Annotated in this window: 26 protein-coding genes and 2 pseudogenes; 9 read left to right on the top strand and 19 right to left on the bottom strand. The window is 63.8% G+C overall.

The annotated features are described in order from the left end of the window. Position 1: 1 nt before the first annotated feature. From psmA to EGH24_RS04640, 12 genes and pseudogenes are all read right to left on the bottom strand, one after another. The gene (psmA, locus tag EGH24_RS04695) at positions 2 to 754 is read right to left on the bottom strand and encodes an archaeal proteasome endopeptidase complex subunit alpha (RefSeq protein ID WP_142979010.1); all 753 of its coding nucleotides are present in this window, start codon (positions 752 to 754) and stop codon (positions 2 to 4) included. Positions 755 to 879: 125 nt separating this feature from the next. After that, entirely contained in the window at positions 880 to 1,428 is a 549-nt protein-coding gene (locus EGH24_RS04690; RefSeq protein ID WP_142979009.1) for a dihydrofolate reductase, read from the bottom strand. Between the two features lie 2 nt (positions 1,429 to 1,430). After that, positions 1,431 to 2,429: pseudogene (gene thyA / locus EGH24_RS04685) on the bottom strand (thymidylate synthase). A gap of 46 nt (positions 2,430 to 2,475) precedes the next feature. Further along, positions 2,476 to 3,327, bottom strand: a complete 852-nt coding sequence (locus EGH24_RS04680; RefSeq protein ID WP_142979008.1) for an ATPase — start codon at positions 3,325 to 3,327, stop codon at positions 2,476 to 2,478. A 3-nt stretch (positions 3,328 to 3,330) separates the two neighbouring features. Beyond that, positions 3,331 to 3,645: a DUF5827 family protein gene (locus EGH24_RS04675; protein WP_142979007.1), complete on the bottom strand. Its 315-nt coding sequence runs from the start codon at positions 3,643 to 3,645 to the stop codon at positions 3,331 to 3,333. Between the two features lie 154 nt (positions 3,646 to 3,799). Further along, on the bottom strand, positions 3,800 to 4,477 hold the full coding sequence (locus tag EGH24_RS04670; protein ID WP_142979006.1) for a TetR/AcrR family transcriptional regulator: 678 nt from the start codon (positions 4,475 to 4,477) through the stop codon (positions 3,800 to 3,802). Positions 4,478 to 4,563: 86 nt separating this feature from the next. Further along, positions 4,564 to 5,745 carry a Cdc6/Cdc18 family protein gene (locus EGH24_RS04665; RefSeq protein ID WP_142979005.1) on the bottom strand — a complete coding sequence of 394 codons (1,182 nt, stop codon included), beginning with the start codon at positions 5,743 to 5,745 and terminating at the stop codon, positions 4,564 to 4,566. Between the two features lie 153 nt (positions 5,746 to 5,898). Next, positions 5,899 to 6,915: a hypothetical protein gene (locus tag EGH24_RS04660; protein ID WP_142979004.1), complete on the bottom strand. Its 1,017-nt coding sequence runs from the start codon at positions 6,913 to 6,915 to the stop codon at positions 5,899 to 5,901. Continuing rightward, complete coding sequence (glpK, locus tag EGH24_RS04655) at positions 6,915 to 8,462, bottom strand: glycerol kinase GlpK (RefSeq protein WP_142979003.1); 1,548 nt, start codon at positions 8,460 to 8,462, stop codon at positions 6,915 to 6,917. The genes EGH24_RS04660 and glpK overlap by 1 nt, the downstream gene beginning before the upstream one ends. A gap of 163 nt (positions 8,463 to 8,625) precedes the next feature. After that, positions 8,626 to 9,225: pseudogene (gene sod / locus EGH24_RS04650) on the bottom strand (superoxide dismutase). Positions 9,226 to 9,386: 161 nt separating this feature from the next. Then, the gene (locus tag EGH24_RS04645; RefSeq protein ID WP_142979002.1) at positions 9,387 to 9,584 is read right to left on the bottom strand and encodes a heavy-metal-associated domain-containing protein; all 198 of its coding nucleotides are present in this window, start codon (positions 9,582 to 9,584) and stop codon (positions 9,387 to 9,389) included. 172 nt (positions 9,585 to 9,756) lie between these two features. Further along, complete coding sequence (locus EGH24_RS04640) at positions 9,757 to 10,752, bottom strand: hypothetical protein (protein WP_142979001.1); 996 nt, start codon at positions 10,750 to 10,752, stop codon at positions 9,757 to 9,759. A 244-nt stretch (positions 10,753 to 10,996) separates the two neighbouring features. Here EGH24_RS04640 and EGH24_RS04635 point away from each other — a divergent pair, with 244 nt between their 5' ends. Beyond that, entirely contained in the window at positions 10,997 to 11,587 is a 591-nt protein-coding gene (locus tag EGH24_RS04635; RefSeq protein ID WP_142979000.1) for an AsnC family transcriptional regulator, read from the top strand. Positions 11,588 to 11,688: 101 nt separating this feature from the next. Continuing rightward, positions 11,689 to 14,298: a heavy metal translocating P-type ATPase gene (locus EGH24_RS04630; protein WP_142978999.1), complete on the top strand. Its 2,610-nt coding sequence runs from the start codon at positions 11,689 to 11,691 to the stop codon at positions 14,296 to 14,298. Between the two features lie 32 nt (positions 14,299 to 14,330). Here EGH24_RS04630 and EGH24_RS04625 read toward each other — a convergent pair whose 3' ends face one another. The 3 genes from EGH24_RS04625 to EGH24_RS04615 all read right to left on the bottom strand — a co-directional run bounded on the left by EGH24_RS04625 (position 14,331) and on the right by EGH24_RS04615 (position 17,812). After that, entirely contained in the window at positions 14,331 to 15,752 is a 1,422-nt protein-coding gene (locus EGH24_RS04625; RefSeq protein WP_142978998.1) for a cryptochrome/photolyase family protein, read from the bottom strand. Positions 15,753 to 15,799: 47 nt separating this feature from the next. Then, positions 15,800 to 16,519 (bottom strand): 6-hydroxymethylpterin diphosphokinase MptE-like protein, encoded by a 720-nt coding sequence (locus EGH24_RS04620; RefSeq protein ID WP_142978997.1) that lies wholly within the window; start codon positions 16,517 to 16,519, stop codon positions 15,800 to 15,802. 141 nt (positions 16,520 to 16,660) lie between these two features. After that, positions 16,661 to 17,812 carry a dihydropteroate synthase gene (locus EGH24_RS04615; protein ID WP_142978996.1) on the bottom strand — a complete coding sequence of 384 codons (1,152 nt, stop codon included), beginning with the start codon at positions 17,810 to 17,812 and terminating at the stop codon, positions 16,661 to 16,663. Between the two features lie 85 nt (positions 17,813 to 17,897). On the opposite strand from EGH24_RS04615, the gene EGH24_RS04610 reads away from it, so the two are divergent. The 7 genes from EGH24_RS04610 to EGH24_RS04580 all read left to right on the top strand — a co-directional run bounded on the left by EGH24_RS04610 (position 17,898) and on the right by EGH24_RS04580 (position 23,848). Beyond that, a complete protein-coding gene (locus tag EGH24_RS04610; protein WP_142978995.1) occupies positions 17,898 to 18,497 on the top strand; it encodes a hypothetical protein in 600 nt (199 codons plus the stop codon). Beyond that, entirely contained in the window at positions 18,494 to 19,291 is a 798-nt protein-coding gene (locus tag EGH24_RS04605; protein ID WP_142978994.1) for an RNA methyltransferase, read from the top strand. Before EGH24_RS04610 ends, EGH24_RS04605 begins: the two co-directional genes overlap by 4 nt. Positions 19,292 to 19,353: 62 nt before the next feature. Continuing rightward, positions 19,354 to 21,660 (top strand): tRNA(Met) cytidine acetyltransferase TmcA, encoded by a 2,307-nt coding sequence (gene tmcA, locus EGH24_RS04600; RefSeq protein WP_142978993.1) that lies wholly within the window; start codon positions 19,354 to 19,356, stop codon positions 21,658 to 21,660. A gap of 55 nt (positions 21,661 to 21,715) precedes the next feature. Further along, entirely contained in the window at positions 21,716 to 22,198 is a 483-nt protein-coding gene (locus EGH24_RS04595) for a DUF456 domain-containing protein (protein ID WP_142978992.1), read from the top strand. Between the two features lie 51 nt (positions 22,199 to 22,249). Then, positions 22,250 to 23,056 (top strand): diphthine synthase, encoded by an 807-nt coding sequence (gene dph5, locus EGH24_RS04590; protein ID WP_142978991.1) that lies wholly within the window; start codon positions 22,250 to 22,252, stop codon positions 23,054 to 23,056. Between the two features lie 48 nt (positions 23,057 to 23,104). After that, entirely contained in the window at positions 23,105 to 23,506 is a 402-nt protein-coding gene (locus EGH24_RS15245) for a MarR family transcriptional regulator (RefSeq protein WP_185903234.1), read from the top strand. A gap of 3 nt (positions 23,507 to 23,509) precedes the next feature. Beyond that, positions 23,510 to 23,848 carry a type II toxin-antitoxin system PemK/MazF family toxin gene (locus EGH24_RS04580; protein ID WP_142978990.1) on the top strand — a complete coding sequence of 113 codons (339 nt, stop codon included), beginning with the start codon at positions 23,510 to 23,512 and terminating at the stop codon, positions 23,846 to 23,848. A gap of 14 nt (positions 23,849 to 23,862) precedes the next feature. On the opposite strand, the gene artA is transcribed toward EGH24_RS04580, so the two are convergent. The 4 genes from artA to EGH24_RS04560 all read right to left on the bottom strand — a co-directional run bounded on the left by artA (position 23,863) and on the right by EGH24_RS04560 (position 26,725). Continuing rightward, positions 23,863 to 24,840: an archaeosortase A gene (gene artA / locus EGH24_RS04575; RefSeq protein ID WP_142979377.1), complete on the bottom strand. Its 978-nt coding sequence runs from the start codon at positions 24,838 to 24,840 to the stop codon at positions 23,863 to 23,865. Positions 24,841 to 24,988: 148 nt separating this feature from the next. Next, positions 24,989 to 25,429, bottom strand: coding sequence for a universal stress protein (locus EGH24_RS04570; protein WP_142978989.1), 441 nt, complete (start codon positions 25,427 to 25,429; stop codon positions 24,989 to 24,991). A gap of 42 nt (positions 25,430 to 25,471) precedes the next feature. Further along, on the bottom strand, positions 25,472 to 25,921 hold the full coding sequence (locus tag EGH24_RS04565) for a DUF7313 family protein (protein WP_142978988.1): 450 nt from the start codon (positions 25,919 to 25,921) through the stop codon (positions 25,472 to 25,474). Between the two features lie 42 nt (positions 25,922 to 25,963). After that, entirely contained in the window at positions 25,964 to 26,725 is a 762-nt protein-coding gene (locus EGH24_RS04560; RefSeq protein ID WP_142978987.1) for an NAD(+)/NADH kinase, read from the bottom strand. Between the last annotated feature and the right edge of the window lie 75 nt (positions 26,726 to 26,800).

The raw sequence follows: 26,800 nt of genomic DNA, 5'->3' as shown, positions 1-26,800 counted from the left end.
CTTACTCGTCGTCTTCGTCGTCGCCGTCAGCGTCGAGGTCGATATCGGCGTCGTCGAAGACGTCCTCGATCTCCTCGACGGTCAGCGAGCGGTACCCTTCCTCAGTGGTGAGGGTAGCGATGCTGACTTCCTTCGGACCGAGTTCGTCGGTTGCCACGCGGAGCGCGCGAACCGCTAAGGCGAGGCCGTCGGCGTGGCTGATGTCCTCGTCCCATTCCTCTTCGAGGAACTCCTGAATATCCGCGCCGGAGCCACCGATGACCGTTGCCTTCCACTCATTGGGCGTGCCCGAGGGGTCGGCCGCGAACAGCCGCGGGACGCCGTTTTCGATCCCACCGATGAGCAGAGCCGCACCGTACGGGCGGGTGCCGCCGCGCTGGGTGTTCTCTTGGATGTGGTCGGTGAGCCGTTTGGTAAGCGCTTCGACGTCGATCGGCTCGCCGTAGCGGAGCTGGCTGACTTGGCCCTGCTGGCGGGCGAAGTCGATCAGCTGGCGGGCGTCAGCGACGTGGCCTGCAGAGGCCGCGCCGACGTGGTCGTCGATCTTGTGCAGTTTTTCGATGCTTTCGGATTCCATCAGCGACGAGCCCGCGCGGCTCTGGGCGGCAAGAATGACGCCGTCAGCCGTTCGGATGCCGACGCTGGGCGCGCCGCGGGAGACGGCTTCGCGGGCGTACTCGACCTGATAGATGCGACCGTCCGGCGAAAACAGCGACGTGCCGCGATCGTAGGCCTGCTGGTCGTTGCCTCTCATCGCTCTCCTCCGAATCGGCGACCGACTGCGTACTGATTCATCTACCCCTTCTTAAGTGCCGAATAGGAAAAACCCTTGCTACCCGGCACGGCTGACGGACTGGTGAGCCAGACGACGACGCCCGGTCAGCGACGGCTGTAGGTAACAAACGAGAACTCGTCGTGATCGTCACGCTGAACCTCGACCCACGCGCTGTCGTCCCACTCGGGGAACTCGGTGTCACCCTCGTAGGCATCGTCGATCTCGGTCAGCACCAATTCGTCGGCGCGATCGAGGAACTGCTCGTAGACGGTCGCGCCGCCGATCACGAAAATCCGCTCGGCGTCGTCGTCGAGTTCACAGACAGCTTCGGCTTCGGCGACAGCGGCGTCAATGGAGTCGGCGACGACAACCGACTCGTGGAGGTCGGGCTCGCTCCGGCTCAAAACGATGTTCATCCGCCCCGGCAGCGGGCCGTCGATCCGAGCAGCAATCGACTCGTAGGTACGGCGGCCCATGATCACGGGGTTGCCCATCGTTGTCTGCTTGAAGTGCTGGAGGTCTTCAGGGATGTGCCATGGCATCTCGCTGTCGTCGCCGATGACACCGTTGTCGGCGACCGCGGCGATCAGGGCGATCGGTGGGTCGTCGCTGTCGATGGCGTGATCATCGGTGTCGGCAGTGTCCTCCGCCATCGTTACTCCGCGACCGCGAAGCTGATGCCGTCGGCCGGGTCGTAGTCGGTCAGTTCGATGTCCTCGAAGTCGAGTTCGTCCAGCGGTTTGTCGGCGATCTCGATGCTCGGCCGCGATCGGGGTTCACGCGACAGTTGCGTGAGGAGTCCGGGGACGTGATCGTAGCCCTCTGTCTCCTCGGTTTCGTCCGGTGCCTCAGATTCGAGCCACTCGCGGACGGTAAGGTACTCCTCGCGGTCGTCTACGTCGGCGAGNCGNTCCTGNAGNCGGTCGAGGTTNTCGGCGTACCAGTCGCCGCGNGCGCCGGNGCCGCAGTAGACGTGCGCGTCGACGACGGTGTGGCCGAACTCGCCGACCNCGANGNCNGTCNNNTNNGCGACCGCGTGAGTGAGAAGCGAGTAGGCTGCGATGTTGAACGGGACGCCGAGGGCGATGTCACCCGACCGCTGGGTGAGATGNNNGTTGAGNNGNNCGNCNNGNACGTTGAACACGAAGGTGTAGTGACACGGCGGCAGCGTGCTCACCGCGGCGTTGGCGGGGTGCCACGCTGAGACGACAAGCCGGCGGGAGTTCGGCGACTCCTGCAAGGTGTCGACGACGTACTGAATCTGGTCGAAGGTACCGTCGTCGTTGCGCCAGCGGTGATCGTCCTCGGGCCACGCCTCGCCGTCGAGGCCCTCGTCGGGAACGGGAAACCGCCGCCAGAATCGGCCGTAGGCGGTGTCGAGACGGCCCTGCTCGTCGGCCCAGGCGTCCCAGATGCCNGTCTCCTCNCGGAGNTTNCGGATNTGCTCNTCGCCGGAGAGATACCACNNNANCTCGTGGATNAGCGAGTTCCAGCGAAAGCCCGAGAGGTCCTTCGTCGTCAGCAGCGGGAACCCCTCTTGCAGGTCGATTTTGTACTGCTGGCTGAAGGAGGCAATCGTGTCGACGCCGGTGCGGTTCGGTTTGTGCCCGCCGCCGGCGAGGGTGTCGGCGACGAGGTCGAGATACTGCTGCATGGCGGCTGTTGGTGGTTCCACCGGGGCCGGCTACAAGTGTATTCCGCTACCGGCTTCGGGCGGCCGGCGCATCAGTGAGAGCGATATCAAGCAGAGCTTCATACACGTCCACGTAGGCGTCGGCGATGCGGGTGGAATCGCCTCGCTCGTCGTCGTCGAGCGGTCTGAGCGTGTGCGTCGAGACCGGCTCGATCATCTCGACGACGCGGTCGACGCGCTCCTCCAGTTGGCCCTCGCGGACGCTCCCGCTGGCAACGTCGTGGGCCTTGAGATACCGCGAGCCATCGTAGAGCCGAACGCGTGTCGGGCCGACGACGGCGACCGCGTCGAAGTCGATTCCCGCGACCGGGAGAGCGATGTCGGCGTAGGATTCGACCACCGCGGGTGTCGTTGCGGCGATCCGCTCGGTCACGCGCTCGAAAGCCGGCAGATAGCGGTCGGTCATCACGTCGTTGAACCGCTCGACAGTCTCGACGCGGGGAGCGTCGTCCAGCGGCAACGACTCGGCGACGCGGTTGGGGAGCAACCCCTCGCGTTCGGCAACGCCATTGACGACAAATAGCAGACCCTCGGGCGTCGTCACGCGGTCGATCAGGAACGTCTGGCCGGCCTCGCCGAGCATCCCGGTTCGGTCGGGGGTTGGCCGCCAGAGACGGTGAACGGGATTGAGCGTTTCTTCGGGTTGGTCGGTATCGCCAGCGGCAGCCATCGTGGCGACATCCTTGCCGTAGAGGCGGCCGTCGCTGAGAGCGGCCGCAGCGTCGTCGTGATCGTACCAGTAGTCGTTGCCGGCGCGTGGTTTGAAGCCGACCGCGCTGTCGAGAGCCGCGAGCAGTCCCGCGGCGAACGTCGTTTTGCCGGCGTCGACGCGGGCGTCGCCGGCGACGAGTAGTTTCATCGGTTAGTCGTCGCTGCCGGCGGTATCGGCGTCATCATCACCGTCGTCACTCTCGTTTTTGAGTCCGTAGTAGCCCGGCTCCTCCTCGTTCGGTGGTTCGGCGATGACTAACTCCTCGGAGTTGCGCATGATCCATGGAATGGCCCAATCGAGCAACACGTCCTCGACGCCCTCGTCGATCTCGGCGTCGGCCTCAAGTCCCTGCAGCAGGCGGGCGATCTCGTAGACGGAGTACATCATCTCGTCGTCGAGCAGTTCCTCGGGCGTGTAGAAGTCACACGGATACAGATCCTCGAAAGCGTCTTTCGGGCGTGGCATACGTAGCAGTAGCAGTGCCGACCCCGAAAACGGTACGGATTACGGTGAAACGGGAACTGAACGGCTCACACTGTGAGTGAATCCATGAACGACGATGACTCAACCGACAACGGCTCGCGGTGCGGACAACTGGAGGAATCGGAGTCCCAACCCGCTACTCTGCGTCGTCAGCCAACTCGAAGTCGTCAGTGAGGACGCTCTCGTCGATGTCAACGTCGCCACGAATGAGGTTGTCTCTGATGTACTCGTCCATTTTTTCCCATACCAACGGTCGCAGATCGTCGGTTCGCGTCGTCACTTCAAGGATGGCACCGTCGACGATGGTGAGGAGGAACGTCGCCATCTTCCGGGCGTCAACATCGTTGAAGACGCCCTGTTCGATACCCTCCGCAAGGATCCCGGTGAGGTGGTCGATGTACTTATCAGCCGTCTCGGTGAACTTCTCGGCGAACGCTGGGTCGTGAATCGACTGCGACCGAAGTTCTATCCAGACTCCCATCCGTTCGACGGAGTCAGGTCGGTCCGCTGCGAGTGGGTGGGTGCCGAGGGCGAAGTTTAGAAACACATAGAGGTCCTCGACGGGGCCGCCAGTCGATTCGAGCTCGAACCCGCGCTCGAACTGCACGATGATGAAATCGGCGAACGAAAGCAAGATATCGTCTTTGTCGTCGAAGTGGTGATAGAACGTCGACTTGCTGAAATCGCCTTCCTCGGCGATGCGCGAAATGGAGAGGCCAGCGTATCCGTGTTTATGTAACGCGTCGTAAGTCGCGTGCATAATGGCTTCACGCGTGCTAGTGGGCTCCCTGCTGGACGCGCTCCCGTCGCTCATACGGACCCGTTAGTCCATTGCGAGAGAAATAGCTTGTCACAGGCGGCGAAGGAGCTGAAAAACGCGCTAAGTGTCCGCAGGAAGGGTCACACCGGCTCCTCACGGTCATAGAGCCGACGGAACACCCGCGTCGGGAACCGCGGCTCGATCCGGCTCGGCGGGCGGCCGCTCGTCGAACCGTCCGTGCGTACCCGCTCGACGATCCCGTCGTCAGCGAGTTCGTATAAGTAGCGTTTGAGCGTCCCAGCTGAGAGATCAACAGTATCGTCAGCAGCGATAGCGGCAGTCGTGTTTTCCACCGATGAACGATCCCTCTCCGGTACGTCGAGGAGGGCACGAAGTACCTGCTGGCGGCTGGGCGGCAGGAGGAGGACCTGCGCGAGCGAGACTTCCGGACGTGGCATCGTTGCCGTGGCGTGGGCGATATCGTCGTCAGTGACGGTCGATCCGTTGCGCTTGGCCGCTCGGTCGGTAGCCACGAACAGCGCGGCGAGGGCGTCGTGGGCGTCACCGTCGGCCCACCGCGCCAGCGCGGTGAGCTGTTCGTCCGTCGTCGCAGTTCGAAGCCGGCCGTCGGCGACGCGGCTGGTCAACACGTCGGCCAGCGAGTACTGGGTGTAGGCGTCGACGTGGACCGTCTCGATGTCAGGTCGGCTACTGACGACGGTGTCGGTCGGCTCCGTCCGGCCGACGGCGAGACAGCCGACCGCGTCGCCGAAGGCGTCGAACTGCTCGAAGGCCGCTTCGGCCGAGATGGTTTCGGGTTCGCCGACATGGTCGACAGCGACGACGAGCTGTCGGTTCGTCTCAGCGAGGTGGTCGGCGAACCGTTCGATGATGACATCGCTGCCGACGCCCTGTCGCGGGATCGACTCCGTGATGACGGTGTCGACGACGGTATGCAACAGCGCGAACGCCGACTGAGCACGCCGGGCGTCGACGTAGACGAACTGCACGTTGGGATCGGGTGCCGTCCGCGTCGTCGTGTAGATATGGGTTTCGTTGCGGCCGAGCAATCGCCGCAACTGCTCGAACAGCGGTCGGACGACCGCGGATTTGCCGGCGCCTTTCGGTCCCCAGACGTAGCAGTCGCCCGGGCAGTGGCCATCGAACACCGGAGCGAGCCAATCGAGCAACTGTTCGATCACGGCCTCTCGGCCGGTCGGCTCAGCCGGATGCGCAATCGGGTTCAGCGCATCGGATTCGAGCACCAGCCGGAGGTCGCCGGTAGTCCGGTGTCGGCGTGCGATCCGCTCTTTGAGAGTCATGGCTGTGTCTTCGTAGGAACCGTCCGTCGTGCGATCTGTCTCTGTGTACGGGACTGGAAACCCAGAGTACGTCAGCCAACACCGTCACAAGACGAGTGTTAGCAGCTCCGAACTCACCAAACGGGTGAAAGGAGTGTGGTGACTGCCGGTGGCTTACCCGAGGAACGTCTCGAAGGTAAACCAGATGTTGGCGTCGAAGACACCAATCGCGGTCATGACTGCCGCGAGGATACCCATCAGTGCGATAGCGAACGCTGGTGGGTCCACGTGGGTCTTACCGTGCATGTAGAACACACGGTTACAGACCTCACCAAGGAGCGCACCGCCGGCTCCCCAAAGGCCACCGAAGATGAGCGCAAGTGCCGGGCTCCCCGAGGCGATACCGGCCGATGCACCCATCGTACCGAACGCACCTGGGAACATGATGTGGTGGGTAACCGGGATGTTGTCAGTGCCACCCTGCAGGAACACGAGGCTCGCTGCAGCGATACCGAAGCTGATGAAGACACTCTCGGTTGCCTGGAAGGTGTATCCACCGAAGAGACCACCGATCAGACCGATTGCGACGACACCGCTCCATTTGTACTGCCATGGCAGCCAGATGCCGGGTGCGTCGTCCTCGTCGCGCTCCCACGGACCGACATCGAACAGCCCGTCACCGGTGACTTCACCGATGATGCTGTAGCCGAAGGCAACACGGTGGACAAGTGCCGACACGAACACTGTCGTCGCAATTGGGTCAGTCGGCCACTTGATGCCGACCAAGATCGTCACGAGCGCGTGACCGAAGAGACCGAAGAAAGCACCAACACCGAGCACGTCGATCTTCTGGGTACCGGCAGCCCAGAGGATGTTCTTTCCGTCGTCGATGTAGCCCTGCTTGGCTGCATATGCCGCGGCTGCGGCACCGCCTGCGAAGGCGACGTGCGGACCGAAGAGCGGACCGAAACCGATGACGTTCGTGAAACCACCAGCATTGGTGACCGACGCGCCTTCGGCACCATCGATACCGAGCACGCGGACTGCCTCACCTGCGATCACCATGAAGCCGGTGAAGATGAACGCCGGCAGTGCACCGATGGCAGCACCGAAGGCACCGCCTGCAAAGGCGGTAAGCAACAGTGTCGGATCAGTGAGCCCTCCGAACTGAAGCAACGTTGGCGAAACCATTATTCACCACCGTCCTGTGCCCAGTCTTCGGAGCGTTCAACGGCATCTTTCCAGCGGTCGTAGTTGACTTCGATGTTTGCGTCTTCGTCGACGGGGAAGCGTCGGTCGACCTGCCAGTTGTCGCGGAGTTCGTCGAGGGTGTCCCAGTAGCCGACGGCGAGGCCGGCGGCGTAGGCACTACCGAGCGCGGTCGTCTCGTCGACGACCGGGCGGACGATCTCCGTGCCGATGATGTTCGACTGGAGCTGACAGAGGAAGTTGTTCTTGACTGCACCACCGTCGACGCGGAGGCTCGAGAGGTCGATGTCTGCGTCTTCGACCATTGCCTCGGCGACGTCTTTGGTCTGGTAGGCGATGGATTCGAGCGTGGCACGAACGATGTGCTCGCGTCGGGTGCCACGCGTCATGCCGACGATCGTCCCGCGTGCGCGACCGTCCCAGTGGGGCGCGCCCAATCCGGTAAAGGCGGGCACGACGTAGACGCCGTCAGTCGAGTCGATGCTGCGGGCGAGTTCTTCGGATTCGGCAGCATCCTCGATGAGCGTCATGTCTTCGAGCCACTCGATGGCTGCACCAGTGATGAAGATCGCACCTTCGAGTGCGTACTGGACGTCGCCGCCGGTTCGCTGGAAGCCGATGGTGGTGAGCAGGCCGTGCTCGGACGGAACAGCTTCGTTGCCGGTGTTCATGAGCATGAACGAGCCGGTCCCGTAGGTGTTCTTGGCGTCGCCAGCGTCGAAACAGGTCTGGCCGAACAGGGCTGCCTGCTGGTCGCCGAGCGCGCCCGCGACAGGCACTTCGGCGCCGAGGAAGCCGTCGGCGTCAGTGGAACCGTACGTATCGTCGTCCGAGGATGGTCGGACTTCCGGTAGCATGGACTCAGGCACGCGGAACTCTTCGAGGAGTTCGTCATCCCATTCGAGGTCCTCGATGTTGTAGAGCATCGTCCGCGATGCATTTGACACGTCGGTGATATGATTTCCAGTGAGGTTGTAGATAACCCACGTGTCGATCGTTCCCATCAGGAGTTCGCCGTCTTCAGCTCGCTCGCGGACATCCTGTGGTCGGGATCGCTGGAGCTTGATCGGATCCGCGTTGTCGAGGATCCACTCGGTTTTCGTCGCCGAGAAATAGGCGTCGCATTCGAGGCCCGTCTTCTCGCGGATGGTTTCGACGGTCAGCGTGTCCGTGCTCTCGTCCTGAATCTCTTCGACGCGGTCCGTCGTCCGACGGTCCTGCCAGACCAGCGCGTTGTGCACTGGTTTGCCGGTCTCTTTGTCCCACACGATTGTCGTCTCGCGCTGATTAGTGACGCCGAGCGCGTCGAGCTGTTCGGCGTCAAGTCCCTCTTTGTCGAGGGCCTCGTTGATGACGAGTTTCGTGTTCTCCCAGATTTCCATCGGGTCGTGTTCGACCCAGCCGGGTTCCGGATAGATCTGTTCGTGTTTTTCGTACGCTTGCGAGACGACTTGCCCGTCATGGTCAAAGACCATGAAGCGGGTTCCGGTCGTCCCCTGATCGATTGAGCCGACGTATGTGTCTACCATTGATGTTCCTCTCCGCGGCCGAACGAACGTTCGTTCAGTATTTATAATTTAGGGAATTCCAATAGGTCGGGAGTAAAATCGGTCTAAACGCTGCTGGCTGGCACTAGCAGCTGAGAGCTATCGCTATGCCGTCAGCGTCCCAAAAAATGAAGTGAACGCCCGATTACTCGAAGAGCTCGACGGCCTGTTCGTAGCGTGCGCTGGGTTCCTCCCAGTCGACGACGTTGAAGAACGCGTCGACGAAGNCNCCNCGGGCNGGNCCGTAGTCGTAGTAGTAGGAGTGTTCCCAGACGTCNAGNGCGAGGATNGGGTGNCNNCCCCANANCGCGCCCTGGTCGTGNTTGTCGACNACGACGTTACGAAGCTGNTTCGNGANNGNGTCGTANACGAGCAGTGCCCAGCCGGAAGCGTTGCCGGCTGCGGCTTCGAACTCGCCNTTCCANNCCTCGTAGGAGCCGAAGTCCTCCTCGATCCGATCCGCGAGGGCACCGGACGGCTCGTCGCCGCCCTCCGGCGACATGTTCTGCCAGAAGAGGTCGTGCAGAATATGACCCGAAGAGTTGTGGGTCACGTTGCGGATCGCACCGGCACTGGAGCCGAAGTCGCCGCTCTCGCGGTTTTCTTCGAGGGTTTCTTCGGCCGAATTCCAGCCGTTGACGTAGCCCTGGTGGTGGGTGTCGTGATGCCACGTCAGGACTTGTTCGCTGATATGCGGTTCGAGGGCGTCATAGTCGTATGGAAGGGGGTCGAGTTCGTAGCTCATAGGTAATTCCTCCACCAGTCGGTACCGGTGGAACGCTGTTAAAGGTTGAGGAGTAGTATGGTAGCATAAACCACACAGAACCCTGAAATACAAGCAATTTCATCCACAGGGAAAACAGGGTGTAACCAAAACCCGTTCCGCGAACCTGTCAGAAATCAGACCTACGCCGATACCTCGTAGCCCGCATCCTCGACCGCAGCAACGAGGTCGTCGCTCGCGGCCGATCCCTCAACGGTGGCGGTCGCTGCCTCGCGGTCGGCGCGGGCCTCGGTCACGCCGTCGACCGCTTCGAGGGCGTCCTCGACGGTTTCCTCACAGTGCGCACAGCTCATCCCCTCGACCGTGATCGTCTGGCTCATGTGTATGACTGGGAACTGCCTCGACTTGGATATTGTTGTGACTCGTATCAAGCGCGTGAACGGCGTACAGTTCGCTGATGAAAGTCTCTTGAGAAGCTTCCGGTCCAATCTGCGCTGCGATCAGAACGCCATCGTCACGCAATAGCGTTCGGGTAGTAAGACGAACCTGAAACTACGACGACCCTTCTGTCGTCGTTACCCGGTAGTAGGTGCCCTGAAACTCGTAGTAACGGACATCGTCGATTCCAAACGGCGGATGGGCTCGGCTGAATTCCTCTATCCGGACACGGTTTGCGTCGTAGTTCCGACTCAGCGCGATGGCGTCGCGTAACTGGTGGTTGCGAACGACCTGCTCAACGATGACCCGCTCCGGAGTGGTGTCTGCTTGTTCAATTCGTTCGAGAATATACCACTCGGGTTGATCGCTGTCGTCGTCAGGCTCGCCGCGAGTCGACCGTGCGACAAGCGTCTCGCCGTTCCACTCGGTTTCGGAAATCGCCGAGGTCGGTGCCAATTCGAGTGGATCGGTCTCTAACTCGAACCCTGCCGCAACCGCGATGGATTCCTCAGTGGAGCCGGCTGTGAACCAACCATCTATCCCAAACGCGTAGTGTCCGCCACCGAGACCAGCCGTGGTAAGTGGTTCGTCATATCTCAGTTCCTCGATAGGCTCGCCATCACTGACACGCCCGGTCTCGACCGTTGCAGTCCACGTATGATCATCGCCGGCTTCCAGCGGTGTCAGCGGTTGTATCGACTCCTGCGGCATGACGTAGTACCACTCGCCATCAACGCGCTTGTACAGTTGCCAGGCATAGATGTTGGTATTGAACTGCTGATCGCTGCGGTTCCGAAGCGTGAAATCAGTCGACTCGTTCGGCTGGACGGACTGGGTTTCCGGAATCAAGACGAGCGGAATTGACTCGGGATCAACGGCATCGTAGCAGGCGACCTGGTCGGCGTCATCGAACGGTGGGCAGTCATCCGAAGCAGTATCTTCGGGGAAGTCGGGAAGCGATTGCACGGAGTCATCCGAGGGGTCGGGTTCACTCTCTGTATCCGTTGATGTGCTATTCTGGTTTTCCGGAGCAGAGAGACAGCCAGCGAGGCCGACACTACTGCCGGCGGACAGGGTCAAAACGAACCCTCGGCGGGAGGCGGGAACCATATCGCGTGGCTCCCCACGGCAGCGGCATATGTTTTCTGCCGTGAAAATACGGTTGACTTTCACGAACAGATCAGCACTACTACCGATGGTGTGGCAATCGATTCGACAGCATCACCCCAGTCCGTTCTTTTGTGAGGCGTTCGATGGCAATTCCTTTTGATTCGTTCGTCTTAGCCACTATGCACAATGGCTTCCAAAGCAAATTCAGGGGAAACGTATTGTAATCGGCGTGTGTAGCCCCGGTATGCGTGATCTCGACGAAACCGACGTAAAAATCCTCTCGATGCTGGCCGAGGACGCCCGCCGCCCGTTCAGCGAGATCGGTGAGGAAGTAGGCCTCTCCGGGCCGGCCGTCTCCGACCGCGTCACGCGTCTGGAGGAGGCCGGCGTCATCAACGGCTTCACCGTCGATCTCAACCGCTCGACGTTGCGGGCCGGCGTGCCGGTGCTGATCGATCTCGAACTCCCGGCCGGCTCGCTCGACGGGGCGCGCGAAACCGTTCACGACGCCGATGCGGTCGAACACGTGTTCGTCACCGCCGAGGGCGACCTCCGATTTTACGCGCGTGTCGAAGCCCAGAACGTCCGCGAGTGGGTCGCTGGCCTGTTCGACGACATTGCTCTCGACGATTACACCGTCACACTCGTCGACGACGTGGAATGGACACCCACCATCGAGGGCGTGGAGTTCGCGCTGACCTGTGCCGAGTGTGGCAACACCGTCGACAGCGAGGGCGAAACCGCCCGCATCGACGGCGATGTGTACCATTTCTGCTGTTCATCGTGTCTGGGTCGCTTCGAGGACCGCTACCGACGCCTCGAAGCCGACGCGTAGCCGCTGGCGGCTCGCTTTGGATTCGAAAGTTTGCGGGCCGCCCGAGTCGTACTCTCGAAGTAGAAAACGCAGTAAGGGAGGAACCCCTATACTAGACTACCATGAGCACCCGAACAGCCCACATCGATATCACGGGCATGTCCTGTGCGAACTGTTCGGCCACAATCGAAGACGCCCTCGGCGACCTCGACGGCGTCAGCGACGCGAGTGCCAACTACGCGACTGACGAGGCGACCGTCGAATACGACGCCGAAAGCGTCTCGCTGGCCGAGATCTACGACGCTATCGACGACGCGGGCTACGGCGCGGTCAGCGAGACGGTGACAATCGCAATAACGGATATGTCGTGTGCGAACTGCGCCGACACCAACGCCGAGGCCCTCGAAGCCCTCCCCGGCGTCATCGAGGCCGACGTGAACTACGCGACCGACGAGGCCCAGGTCCGCTACAACCCGGCCGCCGCCGATATCGACGCCTTCTACGATGCCATCGAGAACGCGGGCTACTCGCCAGTGCGGGAGGAAAGCGACGGCGAGGGCGGCGACAGCGACACCGACGCCCGCGATGCGGCCCGCGAGGGCGAAATCCGCAAACAGCTCCGGCTCACCTTGTTCGGGGCCGCGCTGTCGGCTCCGCTGCTCCTGTTTCTCGCCGACAAGTTCCTCCTCGGCGGCGCGCTCGTCCCCGAGACCGTCTTCGGCGTCCGGTTCGGCTGGGTCGAGTTCCTGCTGGCGACGCCGGTCCAGATAGTTCTCGGGCGGCCGTTCTACAAGAACTCCTACAAAGCTCTCGTAAAGAACGGGCGCGCGAACATGGACGTGCTGATCGCCTTAGGNTCGACGACNGCNTACGNCTACTCCGTNGCNGTNCTGCNCGACGTGATCGCCGGCGGGCTGTACTTCGACACGGCGGCGTTCATCCTCGTGTTCATCACGCTCGGCAACTACCTCGAGGCCCGCTCGAAGGGNCAGGCCGGCGANGCNCTCCGGAAGCTNCTCGANATGGANGCCGACACCGCGACCGTCATCACCGACGACGGCGAGGCGGAGATCCCGCTGGAGGACGTCGAGGTCGGCGACCGGATGAAAGTCCGGCCGGGCGANCAGNTCCCGACCGACGGCGTCGTCGTCGACGGACAGTCGGCGGTCGACGAATCGATGGTGACCGGCGAGTCGGTGCCGGTCGAAAAGATCGAGGGCGACGAGGTCGTCGGCTCGACGATCAACGAAAACGGCGTGCTCGTCGTCGAAGCGACGAAAGTGGGGTCGGATACCGCCCTCCAGCAGATCGTCCAGACGGTCAAAGATGCCCAGTCGCGGCAGCCCGAAATCCAGAACGTCGCCGACCGGATCTCGGCGTATTTCGTCCCCATCGTCATCGCCAACGCCGTGCTGTGGGGGGTTGTCTGGTTCCTCTTCCCGACCGCGCTCGCGGAGTTCGTCGCGTGGCTGCCGCTGTGGGAGCCGGTCGCCGGCGGGCCGGGCGTCGTCGGTGGCACCGTCTCCGTCTTCGAGTTTGCGGTCGTCGTCTTCGCCTCCGCCGTCCTCATCGCTTGTCCCTGCGCGCTCGGCCTGGCGACGCCGGCAGCGACGATGGTCGGAACGACGATCGGCGCACAGAACGGCGTCCTGTTCAAGGGCGGCGACATCCTCGANCGCGCNNANGACGTNGACACCGTCGTCTTCGACAANACCGGNACNCTNACCGAAGGCGAGATGGAGTTGACCGACGTGGTCGCCTTCGACAGCGATGGCAACGCAGTCGCCAACGGTGGCGGGGCGGCGACCGACGGCGGCCAGCTCGCCGAGCACGACGTGCGGAGCGAGGACGAGATACTGCGACTCGCCGCGACCGCCGAGAGCGGCAGCGAACACCCGCTTGCTCGCGCGATTGTCGAGGGGGCCGAGGAGCGCGGTATCGACGTAGGCGAGCCAGAAGAGTTCGAAAACGTCCCTGGACAGGGGATTCGTGCGACAGTTGACAGCCGCGAAGTGCTGGTCGGCAACCGCCGACTCCTGCAGGACAACGGCATCGACACCGAGCCCGCCGCCGAAACGATGGAGGAACTCGAACGCGAGGGCAAAACGGCGATGCTGGTCGCCGTCGACGGCGAACTCGCGGGCGTCGTCGCCGACGCCGATACGATCAAGCCGAGCGCGAAAGACGCCGTCGCTGCACTGCAAGAACGCGGTATCGACGTCATGATGATCACCGGCGACAACGAACACACCGCCCGCGCGGTCGCCGAACAGGTCGGTATCGACCCCGACAACGTTCGCGCTGGCGTACTGCCGGAGGACAAATCCGACGCAGTCGAGGCGATCCAGGCGGAGGGCCGCAAGGCGATGATGGTCGGCGACGGCGTCAACGACGCGCCCGCGCTCGCTGTCGCCTACGTCGGCACCGCCATCGGCTCCGGGACCGACGTGGCTATCGAGGCCGCTGACGTGACGCTCATGCGCGACGACCCGCTCGACGTGGTGAAGGCGATCCGAATTTCGGCGGCGACGCTCCAGAAAATCAAGCAGAACCTCGTGTGGGCGCTCGGCTACAACACGGCGATGATCCCGCTGGCCTCGCTGGGCTTGCTCCAGCCGGTGCTCGCCGCCGGCGCGATGGCGATTTCCAGCGTCTCGGTGCTGACCAACAGCCTGCTGTTCCGTCGCTACTCGCCCGACGAGGATTACAAACTATTGGGGCTGTTCGGCTGACGGGGGTTCGCTGACGGAATCGCCACCCTGGCTTAGTCGTCCTCGCCACGAGCGGCCTCGAACATCGCCAGGGCCTGCTCGCGTCGCTCGCTGTGGTCGACAATCGGCGCGGGATACTCTGGCGCAGCCTTGCGCCGCTGTGTCGGCGACGCCTCGTGCCAGCCGTGGATGACCTCGGGGTCGACACCCTCCAACTCGGGGACGTATTTCGTTATATATTCGGCGTCGGGATCGTAGCGNTCNCCCTGCGTCATCGGNTTNAANATNCGAAAGTACGGCTGNGCGTCNGTNCCCGTCGAGGCGGCCCACTGCCAGCCGCCGTTGTCGTTCGCGGTGTTGTGGTCGACGAGCTGCTCGCGGAANTGCGCGTAGCCGTNGCGCCAGTCGANCANNAGGTCCTTNGTNAGNAAGGAGGCGACGATCATNCGNACNCGGTTGTGCATGAANCCCTCCNCGCGGAGCTGNCGCATCCCGGCGTCGACGATNGGGTAGCCNGTNTCGCCGTCCTGCCAGGCCGCCAGGAGTTCGGGGTCGTTTTCCCACTCGATCCCGTTTTCGTACGTCTTGTAGTTCTGCGAAACGACTTCGGGATTGAACCACAGGACGTGGGTGTAGAACGCTCGCCAGGCGAGTTGTGACTGAAACTCCTCGATCTCCTCGCGCTCGTCGTCGCTGGCGTCGGCCTTAGCCTCCTCGCTGGCCCAGTAGACCTCCCGGATTCCGATGGTCCCGTATTTCAGATCGGCCGAGAGCCGCGAGGTCGAATCGCGGGTCGGGTAATCGCGGTCGCTCTCGTAGCGATAGATGCCGTCCTCACAGAACCGTTCGAGTCGCTTGCGGGCAGCCTCGGTGCCGGCCGACAGCAGGTCGGCTTCCGGCTCCTCGAAGCCGAGGTCGCCCAGAGTCGGCAGTGAGCCGGGGTCGACGCCGAACGCGTCGGCGTCAACGAGCCTATTGGCGTCGGGGGCAGGGTAAGGGTCGTCTTTCTCCCGGTCGTGCCACTTCCGGCCGAAGTAGGTAAACACGGAGTACGGATCGCCGTCGTTGGTCGTGATCGACCCCGGTTCGTGGCAGATCGCGTCGTGGTATGATTCGCGGGCGATGTCGGCGTCGGCGAGTGCCTGGCGAACCGACGCGTCGCGCTCGCGGGCCAAGCCGGAGTAATCCTTGTTCCAGACGACGCGGTCGGCGGCGACGCTTTCGGCGATATCGGCGACGACCTGTTCAGGATCGCCGTGGCGAACGAGGAGGTCTCCGCCGCGCTCGCGATACCACGCGCGAAGTTCGGCGAGTGCGTCCAGCAGGTAGGCGACCCGTGGCGCGCCGGCGTGGTCAAGTACCGCGTCGTCGAAGACGAACAGAGCCAGCAGGCCGTCGTCGGCCGCGTCAGCGGCCGCCGCCAGCGCGCGGTTGTCGGCCCCGCGGAGATCCCGACGGTGCCAGTGGAGTTGCATACCCCCACCACGGGCGGTCGAATAAGGAAAGTTGTGGATGTGATCGGCTACGTCGAGGTCGAAAGCGTCGTCAGGTCAGTCGCCAGCGCGTCGCGCCGCCCGTCGAGGACAGCGAACCGGTCGCCACGACGGCGTTCCAGCCAGTATAGCAAGTGTTCGGCCCACTGGAGTTTGCGGGCTTTCATCGGATCAACGTCCGGATCGTCGAAATCCCAGCCAATGAATCGCAGTTCGCTTGCACCGAATGCGTCGGCGAGAAACGCCGCGCGGTCGCCATCAGTGAATCCGCCGAAATTCTCGACAGCGTCGCGGGGTTCCGCCTGCGTCGTCACCAGCGTGTGCTGGCTGTCGAACTGCGGCAGCCACTCTCGAACGGCTGGGATGTTGTCGCCGTGCGCGTGTGCCGCCACCGGCGTGCCGCGCTGAGTCAGATCACAGGCCGTCGCCGCGTTTTTGTCCAAATCCGTTACCATCAGATCAACTGCGATGTCAGCATCGGCCAGCACGTCGACCGCCGTCGAAGCGGCGATGACGGCGTCGACGCTGTCAGGATCGAACCTGTCGATTTCGGCCGACAGCGACGGCGCGGCACCGACGACCGCAACGGTCGCGTCCGCGAAGGCATCGAAGCGGTCGTGTGCAAACGGCTCGGCAAATTCGCTGGCGACATCGCGGGCCTGCTCGTCGGCACCACGGGCGAACCCGAAATCCGCGAGGATCGCCTCGTAGATCGGCTCCCACTCGGTGAAGGCAAGGCTGTCGCTCATTGGTGCAATAAATATTCACTGTCGAGCAGAGTGCTCGCCAGTGCAGATATTGTATGGGCCGGATCAGCACTCAGTACCCCTACCCAGTGGCCTCTCCGGCGTCCACCTGATCGTTTAGCATCATCCGGCATAAGTTTTCTCTTAACAGCACCGTTCGCTGATACGTTCTACAATCTCCGTAATCACGGGTGAGCCGCCCGATACCTGGCGTTTGAGCGTTTCGACCCCGGCCGGCGTGCCAACCAATACCAGAGTGTTGTCAGACGCACCGCTGACGGCGACACCATCGGTCTCAGCGGCCGCGGACAGCAGTTGCTCGCGGGCTGTCGGCCCCAAGCCAGCGATCTCGAAGGTCCGGGTGACGCTGTGATCGGCAACGTCGGTCTCTGCGGCAAGCCGGTCAAGATGCCGCTCGGCTTCCCGGCGAGTCGTGATATCGAGTTCTTCGACCGAGACGCTGTCGTCGACGGTGTCTCGAAGGCGATCCCGGCTGAACTCCTTGCCGATCAGCGCGGCATCCCGCGTTTCCGCCACGTCGTGAGTGCGGATGACGTGCGCGCCGCGTTCGACGGCCATCGCCGTCGCCGCCAACGAAACGGGGAGGGCGTCCTCGGTCTCGCGGCCGGCAACGGACCGGAGGAAGTTTTTGCGGTTGATGGAGACCAAAATCGGGTGGCCGTAGCCGCGGAACTCCCGCAGCCGATGGAACGTTTCGCGGTCGTCCTCAATGGTTTTGTCCTCGCTCCAACCCCCAAACGCGGGGTCGATGATCGTCTTGTCNGTNANGCCNTTNANNNCGAGNGCNTCGTANATGTCGTCGACGTCCTCGACGGCCCCGGGTCGTTCGAGGTCCGGCGGCGAGGCCATCTTGCCGACGGCGACGTCGTACTCCTCGCAGACACNTGGCATCTNCGGGTCGGCGAACCCNCAGATNTCGTTNACCATATCGAAGCCGCCGTCGAGGGCCGCCTCGGCGACCTCGTGGTAGCGCGTCTCGATCGAGAAAACGGCGTCACCGGAGACGCTCTCAATGGTTTCCAGCGCGGTGTCGAGGCGGTCGAGTTCCNNCTCNGNGGNGAGCACCTCGAACTTCTTGTTGGCGGATTCGAGGCCGACATCGACGATATCCGCGCCCTCGTCGATGAGTTCCCGGTCGACGTATTCGGCGGCCTCATCGGGACTGTTGAAGACGCTCGGCTTGTAGGGCGACTCGCTGCTGACGTTCAACACGCCCATGATTCGCGGCGGCTGGTCGTCACCGATCCGCAGGCCGGCGGCATCGACAGTTCGCATACCGCTACTGGGGTCGCCGCCGCCATAGACCCCCCGATCCACCGGGAGACAGGTGGTTTTTATCGACGGGGTTGCTACCGGCGATATGGGCAAAGTCAGTGTCGGACTTCGCGGCTGGCGGTTCGACGAGGACGAGATCTTCACCGACGACGACCTGTTCAAGGAGCTCGACGACATCCCCTTGGACTCCCGCCAGCGACTGATCCGACTCGTGACGCTGATCGAGAAACCCTGCGACGCCTGCCATCTCATCCACGGCGACGAGGACGTTCACCGCGCGACACAAGCCGCGGTCGTCTACGGCGAACCCGGCGAAGAAGTCCTCCTTTGTGACGACCACGAATCCGACTTTATCTACTGGTATCAAGAGGTCGGCGGGAGTCGGCTCCGCGGCGAGCCCGAACTCGCGGACGCCTTCTACGAGTGGTTCGCAGACGGCGGTCGCGCTCCCGACGGGTTCGGGGCTGTCGACCACGTCGAAACCGACCCCGACGACCTCCCCGACCTCCCGAACGCCCAAGAACTACAGGCCAAACTGGAGGAAAACTACGAGCCCCACCGGATCGACCTCAAGGACTACGTGGATGAGGAAGACAACCCCAACGACGACGAAGCGAGCGAGGAACAGATCACCACCGACGATTTGGCGGAGATCGACACCGAGTATCCGACCAGCGACGAATGAGCCACGAACCGGTCGTTGTCGTCGTTGAGGCCGAAACGCCGGGCAATGTCGGCACTATCGCCCGTGCGATGAAGAACTTCGGGCTGTCGGATCTCAAACTCGTCGATCCGCCGCCGCTGGAGCCGGACGGCGAGGCCTACGGCTTCGCTGGCCACGCCCGCGAGGACGTACTGCCGAACGCTGATACCGTCACGTTCGAGGAGATCGTCGCCAACTACCATACCGTCGGCTGTACCGCGATCACCGGCGAAGACAGTCACCGTCACCGCCGGTTTCCGTACACCACGCCGGCCGAGTTGGCCGAAACCCTCGAATCGATCGACAGCCGAACAGCCATCGTTTTCGGCCGGGAGGGACGCGGGCTCTACAACGAGGAGATCGAACAACTCGATCAGATCTGTTCAATTCCCGCCAGCAACGACTACCCAGTCCTGAATCTCGGACAGGCTGCCACGATCGTCCTCTACGAACTCCGGGATCTCACCGTCGACGAGACGCAACTCCCCGACCGCGAGCACGAACGCGCCGAGGAGGAGTCCATCGAGCGGTTTTACGACTACTTCGAGACGTTTCTCGACGCCCAGAACTACAACGAGCGGAAACGCGAGAAAACCCAGCGGCTCATGCGTCGACTGATCGGTCGGTCTCACCCGACGGGTCGAGAGATTCACACGCTGCTGGGCGTGCTCCGCCGGGCGACCGACCAGCTCGATCATCGACAGGAACTCCTGGAGAAATACGACGAGTCCGACCGCTTCGGCGACGACGGAGCGCAGGCCAGCGACGACGAATAGCAGTCCAACGGCGAGAGGGCGGAGACGGAAAGAGCCTTGCCGACGCTGCCGCAAGCCGGGGTATGGATCTGAGGGGCCTCGTCACCGACCTCCGCGACAACGCCGCTGCCGCCAACGAGCGACGACTGCTCGCGCTCACTGGCGACCGCGAGGTCGGACTCGACGCCGCTTACACCACGATCGAGGCAGCCGGCGTCGACGACGCGGCGGTGAGTCTAGTTACGACTCGTGAAGGGTTCAAATACCACCGCCTGCATCCCGATCACGCCGACGAATTGATGGGAACGACCCGCGAGATCGTCGTCTTTGACTGCCACGAGGGATTTTCAGCGAACGCGCTCGGCCAAGTCACCGGCGCGGTCGACGGCGGCGGCCTGCTCGTGCTGTTGCTCCCGCCGCTGGAGGACGTGCCAACACAACTCACCGCACTGGTCGATCAGGTCGCTGTGCCGCCGTTTTCGCGCGACGAGGTCGGCAACCGCTTTCGGCAGCGGTTGGTCACAACACTGCGGCAGCATCCCGGCGTGGCGATCGCCCGACTCTCGACAACGACACCGGACAGCAGCGAGCCGGAGTACGAGGCCAGCATCGAACGCGACGGCCTGATCGAACCCGTCGAGTCGACGCCAACCTCTGAGCCACACGTCTACACCGATACCCCGTTTCCCGCAGCCGCCTACGAAGCCTGTCGGACGGGCGATCAGGCGCGCGCCGTCGCCGGTCTGTCGGTGCTGGCGACACCGGGCAACGCCGTCGTCGTCGAAGCCGACCGCGGCCGCGGGAAATCGAGTGCGGCCGGACTGGCCGCTGCCGCGCTGGCAGCCGACGGCCGGGACGGGCTCGTGACCGCACCCGCCGTCGACAACGCCGCCGAGTTGTTCGAGCGGGCCCGAGAGCTGCTGACGACGCTAAATTGCCTCGATACCGAGGATGCAACCGATGACGACAGCGACGACCGAACTGACCCGCCGCTGGCGACGACGACCGGCGGGCAGATTCGCTTCGAATCGCCGCTGGATGCAGCGACGCTGCCAGACCAACCCGATGTCGTCCTCGTCGACGAGGCAGCCGCGCTGCCGGTTCGGCTGCTGGAGCGGCTGCTCGACGCGCCGGCGGTCGGCTTCTGTACGACAGTCCACGGCTACGAGGGCTCGGGCCGCGGCTTTGCGGTTCGGTTCCGCGAGCGACTGGCCGAATCGGCTCACGACGTGACCGACATCGAACTACGAGAGCCGATCCGATACGCACAGGACGACCCGGTCGAAGCGTGGCTCGCGTGGACGCTGCTGCTCGACGCGGAGCCGCCGGCCGACCAGCTCGTCGCCGATGCGACACCCGACACCGTGCGCTATCGACGGCTGTCGGCCGACGACCTCGTTAACGACGAGGAGCTGTTCCGCTCGGTCGTCGGCCTGCTCGTCGCGGCGCACTACCGCACGGAACCCGACGACCTCGTCCGGCTGCTCGACGCGCCGAACCTCGAACTGCGCGCGCTTACCCACGACGGCCACCCCGTCTCGGTCGCGCTGCTCGCCCGCGAAGGCGGCCTGAGCAGTGACCAGCAGGACGCGATCTACCGCGGCCAGCGCGTGCAGGGCAATATGCTGCCGGACGTACTGACCAGCCAGCTACGCGATCCGACGGCCGCCGACCCGGTCGGCTACCGGGTGATGCGGATCGCCACACACCACGCCGCCCGCTCGCGTGGGTTGGGCTCCGAACTCCTCGCGCGGTGTCACGCGGAGTTCGGCGACGATGTCGACTGGTTCGGCGTCGGCTTCGGCGCGACACCGCGGCTGCTGTCGTTCTGGCAGGCCAACGGCTACCAAACGGTGCATCTCTCGGTGACGCGCAACGCGACCAGCGGCGAACACTCCGCGCTCATGCTGCGGCCCTGTTCGCCGGCGGGTGAAGCCCTCGCCGAGTGGCACAGCCGGTGGTTCCGCGAGCGGATCGCCGGACAACTTGGTGACGCGCTGTCGTCGCTCGATCCGGATGTAGTGCGGGCAGCGTTGCGTGCAGCGTCGCTGACCGACGACATGGCGGGCGGTATCGACCTCGACGACCGCGGCTGGCGACTGCTGGCAGGCGTCGCCTATGGACCGGGAACATACGAGGCGTCTCCGCACGTCTTCAGACAGGTCACGATGGCACACCTACTGGAGCCGATAGCTGAGTTGTCGCCCCGGCAAGAGCGACTGCTGGTGCGGAAAGTCCTGCAGAACAAGCCGTGGGCGTCGGTTGCGGCGGAACTCGACTTCGTGTCCGAACGCCAGTGCAAACGTGAGTTCGGCACGATCGCAACGCGGTTCTGCGAGGCCGTCGATAACGACGTCGTTGCCGACGAACAAGCACGATACGAGACGTGAGCGACCCGCCGCCGTCCGGCGTGGGCTTTTTCGCGCTGCCGGCTGGAGGGGTCGTATGGTCGATCTGGTCCTCGTCGCCGCGGTCGTCCTCATGGTCGCCGCGATGGCCGGCAGCCTCCTCCCGGCGGTTCCCTCGGGCCTGTTCTCGCTGGCCGGCGTCTGGGTGTACGCGCTGTTCGGGAGCGACGGCCTCGGCCCGGTGGCCCTCGGCGCGCTGACGTTGGCAGCGGTGGCGACGGTCGTGATCGACCAAGTCGGCGGCCCGATCGCCGCGAAGCTCGGCGGCTCGTCGAACCGGACCGTCCTGATCGCGGCGGTCGTCGGCTTCGTCCTCCTGTTCGTGCTCGGCCCGCTCGGCATCATCGTCGGCGTCGTCGCCACCGTGATCGCCCTCGAACTCGCCGACGGGGCCGACATCGAGACGGCCGCACGGCGTGGCGTCTACACCGCAGCCGGCGTGTTGGCCTCCTCGGTCGCACAGCTGCTGTTGACGGGCTCGATCCTCGTCGCGTTCCTGCTTGTCGTGTTCCTGCTCTAATCCAGCCGCCCGAACACGGCGTTTATTCACCCCGCCGCCATCTGTCGGAGTATGCTGACGTTCATCGGGCTCGGACTCTACGACGAGCAGTCGATCACCCGTGAGGGCGAAGCCGCACTCCGGGCGGCTGACCGCGTCTTCGCGGAGTTCTACACCAGTCGCCTGCTGGGTGCGACCGTCGAAGACCTCGAATCCCACCACAACACCGAGATCGAAGTTCGGGACCGCGCGGGCGTCGAACAGGATCCCGAGCCGATGCTGCGGGCTGCCGAGGACACCGACGTGGCGTTTCTCACGGCGGGCGATACGATGATTTCGACGACTCACGCCGACCTCCGAGTCCGGGCGGCCGACCGCGGGATCGACACCCACGTGATCCACGGCGTCACCGCCGAAACCGCCGCCAGTGGGCTGACCGGCCTCCAAAATTACCGCTTCGGCAAGGCCGTCACGCTGCCGTTCCCGGCTGTCCACGGCGCGGGCGACGTGCCGCCGAGCGTGATCGAATCCATCGACGCCAACCGCAAACGTGGGTTGCACACGCTCGTCTACCTCGACATCAAGGTCGACACCCACCGCGACCTCGCCGAACTCGATACCGACGAACCGTACATGACCGCCGACCATGCCGCCGAATTGCTCGCTGGCGACTGGGCGGATGAACTCGCGGTCGTCGTCGCCCGCGCCGGCAGCCCTGAGCCGCTCGTGGCCGCCGACCGACTGTCAGCACTGGCCGAGCGGTCCTTCGGCGAGCCGCTGCATCTGCTGGTGATTCCAGGCGACCTCCATCACGTCGAGGCTGACGCGCTAGAAGCGTTGGCCGGGGCGCCGGCCGCGTTGCTGCCTGACGAGGAATAACGAGCCGTGACAACGGCTAATAGGTTCTAATACAAACGAGTACATACGATGCCGATCTCGAAAGACGAGTTTCAGGGGATCGACGAGGACGATACGTCCCGCCCTGATCTCTCACCGGAGACGACACAGGGAGCGGTCTACCGCTTCCTGCTTGCCAACGCCGACCGCGCGTTTCGTCAGCGCGAGATCGTCGAAGCGGTCGACGTACCAGCCGGGAGCGTCGGCCCGACGCTGAAGCGGCTCGAAGATCACGGCCTCGTCGCTCACCGCGACCGGTTTTGGGCGATTGCCGACGACGAACACGCAGCAGCGGCCGCCGGCCACCACAGCGCGGCGACGGCCGACGCGGTCGATGGCGGGTTCGATGACGACGCGGTCGCCGCATGGATGGAGAATGCTGTCGACCCTATCGACGACCGCCAGCAGGACGCGACGACAAACGAGGAGTAATCCATGCCGGAACGCGGAACCGTGGTATGGGCACCGGATCCGTTTGCAACCGACGGCGGAAATCCACGTCCATGGCTCGTCGTCTCCGACGAGACACTGCCGTATCCGGAGACGGAATCCATCGCCGTTGCGTTCACGACACAGTCACATCATTCCGGTAGTATTGTCGTCCCGAGTGAGGCATGGGTGCGCGGTGAGCCATCCCAGCAGAGTTACGTCCTGCCGTGGACGGTAGCGACGCTGAAAGACGACCTCCATATCGTCGGTAGACAGGGAACTGTTACGGATGACTTCACTGGCGAGGTCGCAGCGGCCACGAGATCGTACATCCCCGAAAATTGAACCAACGACTGAACTCAGTCGCTTCTGGCTGCCGCTTCCGGCTGTTCGACCGCTGGCTCCCGCGGGAGGTCAAGTGCCTCCTGCAGGTCGTGTTCCTCGCCGGTGAGCAGGTACAACACGTCTTCGAGCACCGTCAGCAGTTCCGGTAACTCGCGGACGACAAGGTAGGTGATCGCCATCAGCGCGATGACCGCTCCGACCTGACTGATGATCCGGTCGGAGATGAGGAAAGAGACGCGGTATGGGTTGGTCTCGCCGAACATGAACAGGATCGCGTTCGGGAACCAGTGCATCAGTTGGTTGCCCGAGACGATGGAGATGAAGGCGGTTCGCATCACGTTGAGCGTGAAGATGATCGGGACGGCGACCGCCAGCCCGCGGAGTTTGCGACTGAGGGGTGCGCGGACGGCCGCAATGAGGCCGCCGAAGACGGCGATGCTCCCGAGGCCGGTACAGGCAAGCACGATCGAGACGTTGTAGATATGGCCGTCTTCGAGTACCCACTGGTAGGTCGAGGGATAGCCGGCTCCGTTCTCGATGAGTTCCGGCGAGTAGCCGGCCAGCGAGATAAGCCAGCCCGTGATCGCGGTCGTGATCTCGATGAGGTACTGCCGCGGTGCGGGCAACGCGAGGCCGCCGACGGTGATCGCGGGGATCGTCTCGAAGGGGAGGTAGATGAATCCCATGACGGCGATCGCCCGCGAGAGGATGAACAGCGAGGTGCGGCCGGTATACAGCTCGCGGGCCGCGTACAGACAGCCCGGAACGGCGACGGCTGCGAGGATCGCTTCGACGTAGCTCTGGTGTTCAAAAAACCAGAAGGGGACGGAGTTCAGCCAGAAGAGGCCGAAACCGACCCACGCGGCGGTCGCAATCGTCCGTGCGGGAGCCATCAGATCCGCATCGTTGCGGCGACCGTACCATTCGACGGCCCCCGCAAGTGCGAACAGCAAAACGACGGTCCACACCAGCACGTCCGACAGCGGCCCCATCGTAAACAGTTGGCCGCGAAGCCACCCCAGTGCCGAGCCGGTCATTACCGGTGGAAGGTGGTAGACTCATAAAACCCTTGTCGTTGTGTGCGATGCCGTCGAACAGCCGCTTTCGCAAGACTTTCGCCGGGTCGGCGGCGAATATTCGTCAGTCGTCTGCGGGCCGTTTGACAGTCATCACAGGCAGTTCAGTGCTCTGGATGACGCGTTCGGCGACGCTGCCCATCAGCAGCCGGTCCATCCCGGTTCGGCCGTTCGTCCCCATGACGATCGCGTCGGCGCCGACATCCTCGGCGTACGAGGTGATCGTCTCGCCGGCCGAGCCCTCGCGCAGGCTCGTCGTGGTGTCTACACCGGCTGTACTCGCCTTGTCGGCGATCGCGCCGGTCGCCTTCTCGCCTTCCTCGCGGAGCGTGTCCTTGACGTGGTCGCTGCCGAGTTCGGGAGCCATCTGACTCACCCGTTCGTGGTCGATGACGTACAGCGCGTGGAGCGTCGCGTCGTGGCGGGTCGCCATGTCGATGGCGTGGTCGGCGGCGGCGGTGGCCGTCTCACTACCGTCGGTCGGAAAGAGCACAACGTCGTACATAGCCGGCCGTAGCACGTACCGGCATGTGAATCAATCGCTTTCTCAGGCGAAGATCAGATCGAGGTACGGGCTGTAGAGGAACTCAAGCCCGTAGTAGGCCGCGTAGACGACGACCAAAAGCGAGATGGCGATGCCGGCCTTCGGCCGTTCGAGTTCCATGTCGTTGCGGGCCTCGACCAGTCGTGACTCGAACTCGAAGAAGTCGGTCACGAACAGGCCGATCACGGGGATCATGAAGATCATGCCGCTGGTCGGCCGGTAGAGGGTGAACAGCATCCCCATCGTCACCAGCCCGGTGTTCGTGAAGACGTGTGGCGCGTAGCGGTCGAGTGCCTCGTCGTCATCGCCCTCGGCGGCCTGCTGTTCGTGTTGCCGGTGGCTCAGCAGTCGCGTTCCGACGTTAGCGACTGCGAGGACGAACAGGGCGATCGGCAGTATCGGCCCGATAGTCTCGATCCAGCCGAGCGGAACGAGAAACTGCAGTGGGTGCATATCATCCACTCAGTCGAGGACTCATTAGAGTTTTTCCAATTGCTACTGCCGATCGAGTGCCCACTGGCCCTCAACGATCGACACCGGTGAGCCGACTGACAGATCAACGGTGAGTTCCGATCCGCCGGCGACGACGCGCCTGTCGTCGGCGAAGACCGTCACCTCGGTGTCGCGTTCGACCGACAGCGACAGCGGCGGGGTCGCCACCACGTTGTCGGCCTGCATCGCAAACGGCGCGATCGGGACGACGGCGACCCCGGTATCGGGAGCCAGCCGCGGGCCGCCAGCCGCTCGGGCGTAGCCCCAACTGCCCAGCGGCGTGGCGGCGACGACGCCGTCAGCCCGGAACTCCGCCCGCTGTAGCCCGTCGATTTCGACCGCGTACTCCGAGATTCTGGCGGGCTGGGTCGTCAACAGCGTACAGTCACAGACAGCCGTCGCCGTCGTATCGGCAACGGACAGCTCAAGCGGCCGATGAGCGGTCGTCGGCAGCGACGACGCAGTCTCGTCGGCGAGCTGCGACACCGTGTCCGCGAGCCCGTCGACATCGGTTGCCGCGGGGCTCCACTCGGCGTCGATGCCGATCGGAAAGAGCGGTCGCTGCTCGTCGGCGATCACCGCCGCGCGGAGGCCGTCGAGGCCGACCGTGAGCAGCAGGTCGGCTGCCTCGGGCGCAACAAGGTCGATCCCGCGGCCTGAAAGGTCGCTGGCGACTTCGCTTGGCGTTCGATCGACCACGCGGTCGCTGGGGGCTGTCTCCGCCGAGGCGGTGGGCTCCGGCGGATCGTAGACGGCGACGTTCATCGGGATCGCTCCGTGCCCGCTCGCTGCGACATAGTCGGAGGCTTACGCCGGATCGATAAAAGTCCCGCGGGGCGG

It is taken from the genome of Halonotius terrestris (genome assembly GCF_006861665.1).
GTDB lineage: Archaea > Halobacteriota > Halobacteria > Halobacteriales > Haloferacaceae > Halonotius > Halonotius terrestris.
The sequence above is the reverse complement of the archived record's forward strand: the minus strand, read 5'-3'. Positions and strand labels throughout refer to the sequence as shown.